The following is an 11,687-nucleotide window of genomic DNA, read 5'->3' on the forward strand; positions in this document are numbered from 1 at the left end:
CACCCCATGCCCCGGCTCCGCCGGATTCAAGAAAGTGACACTCGTGGCTGACGACGACAAGTACGTGGAGTACCTCAAGCGGGTCACGGGCGAACTCCGCCAGACCCGCCGCAGGCTGCGCGAGGTCGAGTACCGCAGCCAGGAGCCGATCGCCATCACCGCGATGAGCTGCCGCTTCCCCGGCGACATCCGTTCGCCCGAGGACCTGTGGCGACTTGTCGACGAGGGCAGGGACGCCATCGGCCCCCTCCCCGACGACCGCGGCTGGGACGTCGAGGGCCGCTACGACCCCGACTCCGACGAGCCCGGCAAGCTGGCCACCCAGGAGGGCGGCTACCTGCGCGACGCCGCCTCCTTCGACGCCGCCTTCTTCGGCATGAGCCCCCGCGAGGCCCTCGCCACCGACCCGCAGCAGCGGATCCTGCTGGAGGCGTCGTGGGAGCTGCTGGAGCGCGCCGGTATCCGGCCCCAGACCCTGCGCGGCAGCTCCACCGGCGTGTTCGTGGGAGCCACGACCTTCGGCTACGGCCAGGGCGATGTCGAGGCGCCCGAGGACGTCCAGGGAATGATGCTCACCGGCAACGCGACCGCCGTCGCCTCCGGCCGCATCTCCTACGTCCTGGGCCTGGAAGGCCCTTCGGTCACCCTCGACACCGCCTGCTCCTCCTCCCTGGTCGCCCTCCACTGGGCCGTGCAGGCGCTGCGGTCGGGCGAGTGCGACCTCGCCCTGGCCGGTGGCGTCGCCGTGATGGCCACCCCGAGCCTGCTGTTCGAGTTCAGCAGGCAGCGCGGACTCGCCCGGGACGGACGCTGCAAGGCGTTCGCCGAAGCCGCCGACGGCACCAGCTGGTCCGAAGGCGTGGGCCTGCTGCTGGTGGAGCGTCTCTCCGACGCCCGCCGCAACGGACACCCGGTGCTCGCCGTGGTCCGCGGCTCGGCCGTCAACCAGGACGGCGCGTCCAACGGCCTGACCGCGCCCAACGGGCCCGCCCAGCAGCGCGTCATCGAACAGGCACTCGCCAGCGCCGGGATCAGCGCGGCGGACATCGACGCCGTCGAGGCGCACGGCACCGGCACCAGCCTCGGCGACCCCATCGAGGCGCAGGCCCTGCTGGCCACCTACGGCCGCGCCAAGGACGCCGAACGCCCCCTCTACCTCAGCTCGTTGAAGTCGAACATCGGCCACACCCAGGCGGCGGCCGGTGCCGCGGGCGTCATCAAGACGGTGATGGCGCTCCAGCACGGGCGGCTGCCCCGCACCCTGCACGTGGACCGGCCGACCACGCACGTCGACTGGGACGCCGGACACGTCCAGCTGCTCACCGAGGCCACCGACTGGCCCCTCACCGGGGACCGTCCGCGCCGCGCCGCCGTCTCCGCCTTCGGCATCAGCGGCACCAACGCGCACACCATCCTGGAAGCCGCACCGGAGGAGACCGCCGAGAGCGGCGAGGCGGGCGGGGCCGGTGAGACCGACCGGCCCGACAACACCTCCACCCCCCTGGCCCCCGCGCCCGACGCCCGGCTGCCGCTGGCGCTCTGGCCGCTGTCCGCGCGCGGCGCCCAGACCCTGCGCGCCCAGGCCGCCCGCCTCGGCGAGCACATCGACGCCCACCCGGCGGACGACCCGCACGTCACCGCCCGCGCCCTCGCCCGCACCCGGCAGTCCTTCGAACACCGGGCCGTCGTCCTCGCGGCCGACACCACCGCCGTACGCGACGCCCTGCGCGCCCTCGCCGAAGGAGAGGACCACCCGGCCCTCGTCACCGGCCGTACCCTGCGCGGCGCGACCGCCTTCCTCTTCTCCGGCCAGGGCGCCCAGCGCCCCGGCATGGGCCGGGAGCTGTACGAGGCGTTCCCCGCCTTCGCCCGTGCCTTCGACGAGGTGTGCGCCCACCTCGACCCCGAACTCGGCCTGGACCTCAAGGAAGCCGTCTTCGACAGCGCCCCGGACGACGAGGCGCTGCGGGAGACCGGCCTCGCCCAGCCCGCCCTGTTCGCCGTCGAGGTCTCCCTCTACCGCCTGCTCGAATCATGGGGCGTCACGCCCAAGTACCTCCTCGGCCACTCGCTGGGCGAACTGTCCGCCGCGCACATCGCCGGAGTGTGGTCGCTGCCCGACGCCTGCCGGCTCGTCGCCGCCCGGGGGCGGCTGATGCGGGAGCTGCCGCGCGGCGGCGCCATGGTCTCCGTCGAGGCCACCGAGGACGAGGTGACCGCGCTGCTCGCCGCACACGGCGACGCCGTGTCGATCGCCGCCGTCAACGGCCCGCGCGCCACCGTGATCTCCGGCGACACGGCCGCCGTCGAGGCCGTCGCCTCGGCGCTCGCCGCCCGCGGCCGCACCACCCGCGAACTGCGCGTCTCGCACGCCTTCCACTCGGCGCGCATGGACGGTGTCCTGGACGCCTTCCGCGAGGTCGCGGCGAGCGTCACCGCGCACCCCCCGCGCCTCACCGTCATCTCCAACCTCACCGGACGCCCCGCCACCGCCGAAGAACTGGCCTCCGCCGACTACTGGGTGCGCCACCTGCGCCACGCCGTCCGCTTCGCCGACGGCGTCGACTGGCTCGCCACCCACGGCGTCACCCGCTATCTGGAACTCGGCCCCGACACCACCCTCACCGCACTGGCCCGCGCCGCCCTGCCCGACGACGGCGCCGACCGGCTCTGCGCACCCGTGCTGCGCAAGGACCACCCCGAGCCGCGGACCCTGCTCGCCGCCGTCGCCGCCGCCCACGTCCACGGAGCCTCCGTCGACCTGACCGCCCTGCTCGGCAGCGACCCCGCCGACCCGCGCGTCGACCTGCCCACCTACGCGTTCGCACAGGACCGCTACTGGCTGCTCCCCGCCGTCGCCACGGGCGACGTCACCGGCGCCGGGCTCACCGGAGCGGGACACCCGCTGCTCGGGGCCGTCGTACGCGTCGCCGACGACGACCGGGTGCTGCTCACCGGGCGGCTGTCCCACCGCACCCAGCCCTGGCTCGCCGACCACGCGGTGTCCGGCACCGTGCTGCTCCCGGGCACCGCGTTCGTCGAACTCGTCCTGCGCGCAGGCGACGAGGTCGGCTGCGGCCTGCTCGACGACCTCACCCTCGAAGCACCGCTCGTCCTCCCGGACGCCACCGGCGTCCAGCTCCAGATCGTCCTCGGCGCCCCCGACACCGCGGGCCGCCGCCCCGTCGCCGTGCACTCCCGGGCCGACGCGGACGACGACAGCCCATGGACCCGGCACGCCACCGCCGTCCTCGCGCAGGCGCCCGCCGCGCCCGAGGCCGAGCCCGTCGCCTGGCCGCCCGCGCAGGCCCGCGCCATCCCGCTGGACGGCTTCTACGAGGCCCTCGACGCCCAGGGCTACCGGTACGGCCCCGCCTTCCAAGGGCTGCGCGCCGCCTGGCGCTCCGGCGACACCTGGTACGCGGAGGTCGTCCTCCCCGAGGACCAGCACCGCGACGCCGCCCGGTTCGGCCTGCACCCCGCCCTGCTGGACGCCGCCCTGCACGCCCAGCTCGCCGGTCGGGGCGAAGGCGGCGACGGCGGCGAACAGGCCGAGGTGGGCATGCCGTTCGCGTTCAGCGGCGTCACGCTGCACGCCGTCGGAGCCACCGAACTCCGCGTCCGCCTGGACCGCGCCCCCTCCGGCGCCATCAGCCTGCACCTCGCCGACGGCACCGGGCACCCCGTCGCCACCGTCGACTCCCTCGTCAGCCGCCCGGTCGGACGCGGCACCCCGCACCTCTCCCGCCCCGCCGACGGCGCGCTGTACGCGGTGCGCTGGAGCGCCGCCGCCCTGCCCGCCGCCCCGGACACCGACGGCTGGCGCCTCGCGGGCGACGATCCGGCGGGCCTGGTCCCCGCCTGGCCCGCACTCGACGCCGCCGCCGCCCCCGAGGTCGCGGTCCTGCCCTACGCCTCCACCGCCGGTGAGACCCCCGCCGGGATCTCCGGCCGCGCCCTGAGCGACCTGCGGACCCTGCTCGCCGACCCGCGCACCGACGGCGCCCCGCTCGTGATCGTCACGCGCGGCGCCGTGAGCGCGGCCGACGGCGAGGACGTCACCGACCTGTCCGCCGCCGCCGTCTGGGGGCTGGTCCGCTCGGCCCAGACCGAGAACCCCGGCCGCCTCGTCCTCGCCGACCTCGACGACACCGACGCCTCGCGCGCCGCCCTCGCCGCGGCCGTCAGCACCGGGGCCGCCCAACTCGCGCTGCGCGAAGGAGCGCTGCTCACCCCGGCGCTGGCCCGTACCTCCGCCCCGGCCGACCGGGAGCCCGGCTGGGACACCGAAGGCACGGTCCTGATCACCGGCGGCACCGGCGCGCTCGGCGCGCTGGTCGCCCGCCACCTGGTCACCACCCACGCGGTGCGCTCCCTGCTGCTCGTCTCCCGGCGCGGCACCGCCGCCCCGGGCGCCCGCGAGCTGGCGGACGAACTCGCCGCTCACGGAGCCGCGGTACGCGTCGAGGCGTGCGACGCCGCCGACGCCGACGCGCTGGCCGCCCTGCTGGGCACACTCCCCGCCGACCGGCCGCTGCGCGCCGTGGTGCACACCGCGGGCATCCTCGACGACGGCGTTCTCGGCTCGCTCACCCCCGACCGGCTCGCCACCGTGCTGCGCGCCAAGGCGGACGCCGCGCTCGCCCTGCACACGGTGACCCGGGAAGCCGACCTCACCGCCTTCGTCCTGTTCTCCTCCGCCTCCGGCCTGCTCGGCGGCGCCGGTCAGGCCAACTACGCCGCCGCCAACACCGTCCTGGACGCCCTCGCCCACCACCGGCGCGCCGCCGGGCTGCCCGCCACCTCGCTGGCCTGGACCCTGGTGGACCACGACAGCGGCATGACCGGCGGCCTCAGCGACGAGGACCGGCGCCGCATCGCGGCCTCCGGGCTGCCCGCCCTGGCACCCGGCCCCGCGCTGCGGCTGCTCGACGAGGCCCTCGCCACCGGCGAGCCGTTCCTCGCACCGCTGCGCACCGATCCGGCCGCGCTGCGCTCCGCCGCCTCCGCCGGACGGCTGCCCGCCCTGCTGCACGGCCTCGTTCCGGGACAGACCCGGCGCACCGCCAAGTCCTCCGACGCGGACGCCTCCGCACTGGGCCGCAGCCTGTCCGGGCGGTCCGTGTCCGAACAGGAGCGCCTCCTGCTCGACGTGGTGCGCCGGCACGCCGCCGCCGCACTCGGACACGGCTCGGCCGACGCCGTCGACGGCGAACAGTCCTTCAAGGACCTCGGTTTCGACTCCCTCACCTCGGTCGACCTGCGCAACCGCCTCAACGCCGAGACGGGACTGCGGCTGCCGGCCACACTCGTCTTCGACCACCCCCGCCCCAGCGTGCTCGCGGGCCACCTGACCCGCGAACTCACCGGCATCACGCAGGAGGCCGCCGCCACCCGGACCGCCGTCGCCGACGACGACCCGGTGGTCATCGTCGCCATGGCCTGCCAGTACCCCGGCGGTGTCACCTCGCCCGAGGACCTGTGGCGGTTCGTGTCCGAAGGCGGCGACGCCATCGGTGCCTTCCCCACCGACCGCGGCTGGGACCTGGACCGGCTGACCGGCATGGAGGCCGGATTCCTCTACGGCGCCACACACTTCGACGCCTCCCTGTTCGGCATCGCCCCCCGCGAGGCACTCGCCATGGACCCCCAGCAGCGGCTGCTGCTGGAGACCTCCTGGGAGGTCTTCGAGCGCGCCGGGATCGATCCGCTGTCCCTGCGCTCCACCGCCACCGGCGTCTACGTCGGCGCCATGGGATCGGGTTACGGCTCCGGCCTGACCGAGATCCCCGAAGGGATGGAGGGCTACCTCGGACTCGGTGTCTCCGGCAGCGTCCTGTCCGGCCGCATCGCCTACACCTTCGGCCTGGAGGGGCCGACCATGACGGTCGACACCGCCTGCTCCTCCGGCCTGGTCTCCCTGCACCTCGCCGCCCACGCCCTGCGCCAGGGCGAGTGCTCCATGGCGCTGGCGGGCGGCATCACGGTCATGGCCACCCCCGGCACCTACACCGAGTTCACCGCCCAGAACGGGCTGGCCGCCGACGGCCGCTGCAAGGCGTTCGCCGCCGCCGCCGACGGCACCAGCTTCGCCGAGGGCGTCGGCATGCTCCTGCTGGAACGCCTCTCCGACGCGCGCCGCGCCGGCCACCCCGTCCTCGCCGTGGTCCGCGCCTCGGCGACCAACCAGGACGGCGCCTCCAACGGCCTGACCGCCCCCAACGGCCCCTCCCAGGAACGCGTCATCCGCCAGGCGCTGGCCTCGGCGGGAATCACCGCGGCCGACGTCGACGCCGTCGAGGCGCACGGCACCGGCACCTCCCTCGGCGACCCCATCGAGGCACAGGCACTGTTCGCCACCTACGGCCGCGCCCGCCCCGAGGGCGAACCCCTGCTGCTGGGCTCCGCCAAGTCCAACTTCGGGCACACCCAGGCCGCCGCGGGCCCCGCGGGCATCATCAAGATGGTCATGGCCATGCGCCACGGCGAACTGCCGCGCACCCTGCACGTGGACGAGCCCTCCCCGCACATCGACTGGTCCAGCGGCACCATCGAACTGCTCACCGAGGCCAGGCCCTGGCCGGCCAGGAGCGACCGGCCGCGCCGCGCGGGCGTCTCCTCCTTCGGCATCAGCGGCAGCAACGCCCACGTCGTCCTCGAAGAACCCCCCGCCGCCGAGCCCGCCGCCGAGCGTCCGGCCCCCGCCGCCGCGCCCCGCGTGTACCCCGTCTCCGGACACACCCCTGACGCGCTGCGCGCCCAGGCGGCCCGGCTGCGCACCCATCTGCTGCACCACGACGACGACCCCCGCGACCTGGCCCGCGCCCTCGCCGTCACCCGCCACCCGCAGCCGTCGCGCGCCGTCGTCGTCGCCGCCGACCGCGACGAACTGCTCGCCGGGCTCGCCGCCGTCGCCTCCGGCGAGCCGGACGCCCGTACCGCCACCGGCACCGCCGACGGCGGGCGGCTCGCCGTCCTGTTCAGCGGCCAGGGCGCCCAGCGCCCCGGCATGGGCCGCGACCTGTACGAGGCCCACCCCGTCTACGCGCGGACCTTCGACGACGTGTGCGCCGAACTCGACCGCCACCTCGAAGGACCCGCGCTGCGCGACGTCGTCCTCGCCGCCGCGGACAGCCCCGAGGCGGCCCTGCTCGACCGCACCGCCTACACACAGGCCGCCCTCTTCGCCCACGGCACCGCCGCCCACGCCCTCGCCACGTCCTGGGGCGTACGGGCCGATGTGCTCGCCGGGCACTCGATCGGCGAACTGACCGCGGCGCACGTCTCCGGAGTCTTCGGCCTGGCCGACGCCTGCGCCCTGGTCGGCGCACGGGGCCGGCTCATGCAGAACCTGCCGGAAGGCGGCGCCATGGCCGCCCTGGAGGCGACCGAGGAGGAGGTCGGGCCCCTGCTGGCGGACCGTACCGACCGGGTCGCCGTCGCCGCCGTCAACGGACCCGTCTCCGTGGTCGTCTCCGGCCACACCGAGGACGTCGAGGCGATCGCCGCCGAATTCGCCGCACGCGGCCGCAGGACCCGGCGCCTGAAGGTCAGCCACGCCTTCCACTCGCCCCTGATGGACGCCATGCTCGACGACTTCCGCGCCGTCGCCGCCCGCGTCGTCTTCCACACCCCGACCGTTCCCGTCGTGTCCAACCTGTCGGGCGCCCTCGCGACCGGTGACGACCTGCTCACCCCCGAGTACTGGGTGCGCCACGTCCGCGGGGCCGTCCGCTTCGCCGACACGGTCCGCACACTGGAGGAGAACGGCGTCACCCACTGCCTCGAACTCGGCCCCGACGCCACCCTCACCACCCTGGTCGGCAACGGCCTCGGCGCGGGCGAAGCGATCACCGCCGTCCCGCTGGCCCGCCGTGACCTGCCCGAGGGCCGCTCCGCGCTGCTCGCAGCCGCCACGCTCCACGCGCACGGACTCGGCGACGTACCGGCCGTGCCCGCCGACGCCGAAACCCGGCGCGTGTCCCTGCCGACCTACGCCTTCCAGCGCGAGCGCTTCTGGCTGGAGGCGTCCGCACCGGCCCCCGCCGCGGACAGCGACGCCGCCTTCTGGGACCTCGTCGAAGCCGCGGACCCCACCGCCCTCGCCGACCGCCTCGCCGTCGGCACCGACGCCCCGCTCAGCGCCGTACTGCCCGCGCTCGCCGCCTGGCGCGGCGAGGTCCGCGGCGAGGCCCGCGTCCAACGCTGGGAACACCGTGTGGTGTGGCAGCCCGCCGCGGAGGCCACCGCCACCCTCACCGGCGGCTGGATCCTCGCCGTGCCCACCCGCCTCGACGGCGGCCCCTGGGCGCTCTCCGTCGCCGACGCGCTCACGGCGCACGGCGCCCGCGTCCGTGTCCTGCCCGTCGACTGCGCCACCGCCGACCGCGCGAACCTGGCGGCCGCGCTCACGGATCTGTGCCGGGACGACGAGGGGCCGTGGACCGGCGTGCTGTCCCTGCTCGCGGCCGACACCGACGCGCTGCCCGGACTCGACGCCGTACCGGCCGGTCTCGCCGCCACCACGGCGCTCGTCCAGGCGCTCGCCGACGGCGCGGCGGGCACCGCGGCGGTGCGGCTGTGGACACTCACCGCGGGCGCCGCGGGCGTGCTCGGGACGGAGGCACCCGCCGCACCCGAACAGGCCGCCGTGTGGGGCCTGGGCCGCACCGCCGCACTCGAACACCCGCAGCTCTGGGGCGGCCTGGTGGACCTGCCCGCCGGAACCGACGCCGCCGTCACGGCCGACACCGCCCGGCGGCTGGCCGCCGTCCTGGGCGGCCACACCGGCGAGGACCAGACCGCCGTACGCCCGGCCGGCACCTTCCTGCGCCGCCTCGAACGCGTCCCCGCCGGCGCGCCCCAGGCACCCGCGCCCGACTGGTCGGGCACCGTCCTGCTCACCGGGGCCACCGGCGCGCTCGGCCTGCGCACCGCCGCCTGGCTCGCCGCGCACGACGCCACCCGCATCGTGGCCGTCAGCCGCTCGGGCGCGGGATCCGACGGCGCGGCCCGTCTCAAGGACCTGCTCGCCGACTCCGGCACCGAACTCGTCCTCGCCGCCTGCGACATCGCCGACCGCGACGCGCTCGCCGCGCTCCTCGCCGAACACCCCGTCGACGCCGTCGTACACGCCGCGGGCGTGCTCGACGACCGGCTCCTGGACCGGATGGACCCCGCGGCCCTGGACCGCGTCCTGCGTCCCAAGCTGGCGGCCGCCCGCCATCTGGACGAGCTGACACGTGAGCGCGAACTCACCGCGTTCGTCCTGTACTCGTCCGTCTCCGGCACCCTCGGCACCATCGGCCAGGCCAACTACGCGGCGGCCAACGCCTATCTGGACGCCCTGGCCGAACGGCGCAGGGCCGCCGGACTGCCCGCCGTGTCGGTGGCCTGGGGACCGTGGGGCGGCGGCGGCATGGCCACCGCCGACGCCGACAGCGAGAACCGCATGCGGCGCGGCGGCATCGAACCGCTCGACCCCGAGCGGGCGGTCGACGTCCTCGGCCGGGCCGCCGCGCGCGCCGACGCCGTCCTCGTCGTCGCCGACATCGACTGGGCCCGCTTCGCGCCCGGCTTCACCACCTCCCGCCCCAGCCCGCTGCTGACCGGCCTGCCCGAGGTCCGCGACCTGCTCACCCGCCGCGAGGAGACCGCGGACGCCCCGAGGGCCCTGCGTGAACGGCTCGCCGCACAGACCACCGCCGAGCGCGAGCGCACGCTGACCGCCCTGGTGCGCACCGAGGCCGCCACGGTCCTCGGCCACACCGGCACCGACCGCGTCGGCGCGACGACCGCGTTCAACGCCCTCGGATTCGACTCGCTGATGGCCGTCGAACTGCGCAACAGGATCGGCGTCGCCACCGGCCTCGCCCTGCCCGCCACACTGCTGTTCGACCAGCCGAGCGCCACGGCGCTCGCCGGGTATCTGCGCGGCCGGCTCTCCGACGACACCGACGGCGCCGCCGCCATCCTCGCCGGGCTGGACTCCCTGGAAGCGGCCCTGGCCGCTCTGGAACAGGACGACACCCGACGCGACCGCATCGGTGCTCGACTGCAGTCGCTGCTCGGGCACTTCGGACGTACCGCCGCCACGGTCGCCGCCCCCGCCACCGGCGGTGACGACGTCAGCGACCGGATCGAGTCCGCCGGAGCGAGCGAGATCTTCGACTTCATCGAGAACGACCTCGGTATCTCCTGATGGAACAGCCACAGACCTCAGAACGGGTGAGAACACATGAGCGATGAGGACAAGCTCCTCGGCTACCTGAAGAAGGTCACGGCCGACCTCCATCAGACGCGCCGGCGCCTGGCCGCCGCCGAGGCACACCTGACCGAACCCGTGGCCATCGTCGCGATGGGCTGCCGCTTCCCCGGAGGCGTCAGCGACCCCGACGACCTGTGGCGCCTGCTCGACGACGGCGACCACGCCATGACCGAGTGGCCCCGGGACCGAGGCTGGGACACCGACTCCCTGTACGACCCGACGCCCGGCACGCCCGGCCGCAGCTACACCCGCACCGGTGGATTCATCGACCGCGTCGGCGACTTCGACGCCGCGTTCTTCGGCATCTCGCCGCGCGAGGCCGTCGGCACCGACCCGCAGCAGCGGATCCTGCTGGAGATCTGCTGGGAGGCGCTGGAACGCGCCGGGATCGACCCGCTCACCCTGCGCGGCAGCCGTACCGGTGTGTTCTCCGGCACCAACCTCCAGGACTACACCACCCTGCTCAGCCTCTCCGACAACGCGGGCGACGACGGAGTCGGCAACTCGCCCAGCGTGCTGTCCGGCCGCATCTCCTACACCCTCGGCCTGGAGGGCCCCGCCGTCTCCGTCGACACCGCCTGCTCCTCCTCGCTGGTCACCCTCCACCTGGCGGCGCAGGCCCTGCGCACGGGGGAGTGCGACCTCGCGCTGGCCGGCGGCGTCACCGTCATGTCGACGCCCACGGTCTTCCTGGAGTTCAGCCGCCAGCGCGGCCTGTCGCCCGACGGCCGCTGCCGCGCCTTCGCCGACGCCGCGGACGGCACCGCCTGGGGCGAGGGCGCCGGAGTCCTCGTCGTGGAGAGGCTCTCGGACGCCCGCCGCAACGGACACCCCGTCCTCGCCGTCCTGCGCGGCTCGGCCGTCAACCAGGACGGGGCGTCCAACGGCCTGACCGCCCCCAACGGCCCCTCCCAGGAACGCGTCATCTGGCAGGCCCTCAAGAGCGCGCGGCTCGCCCCCGGCGACGTGGACGCCGTCGAGGCGCACGGCACCGGCACCACCCTCGGCGACCCCATCGAGGCCCAGGCCCTGCTCGCCACCTACGGGCAGGACCGGCCCGCGGACCGGCCCCTGCTGCTCGGCTCGGTGAAGTCCAACATCGGCCACACCCAGGCCGCCGCCGGGGTCGCCGGCATCATCAAGACGGTCCTCGCGCTGCGCGCGGGCCGACTGCCCGCGACCCTCCACGTCGACCGGCCCAGCCGGCACGTCGACTGGTCCGCCGGAAACATCGAACTGCTCACCGAGGCCCGCTCCTGGCCCGCCGTCGCCGACCGCCCCCGCCGCGCGGGCGTGTCCTCCTTCGGCGTCAGCGGCACCAACGCCCACATCATCCTGGAGCAGGCCCCGCCCGCCGAGCGGGACGCCCCCACCGCACCCGGGACGGACGACACCCCCCGCCCGCGCGGCGGGGGCGGTC

2 protein-coding genes are annotated in these 11,687 nt (G+C 75.7%); both read left to right on the forward strand.

The genetic code is table 11. The features are described 5' to 3' along the window. Positions 1-43 precede the first annotated feature (43 nt). On the forward strand, positions 44-10,201 hold the full coding sequence (locus tag DVH02_RS02020; protein ID WP_114621914.1) for a type I polyketide synthase: 10,158 nt from the start codon (positions 44-46) through the stop codon (positions 10,199-10,201). A gap of 36 nt (positions 10,202-10,237) precedes the next feature. Beyond that, positions 10,238-11,687: type I polyketide synthase (locus tag DVH02_RS02025; protein ID WP_199566135.1), on the forward strand; the 1,450-nt coding region annotated here is incomplete at its 3' end.

The organism is Streptomyces corynorhini, assembly GCF_003346515.1.
Lineage (GTDB): Bacteria > Actinomycetota > Actinomycetes > Streptomycetales > Streptomycetaceae > Streptomyces > Streptomyces corynorhini.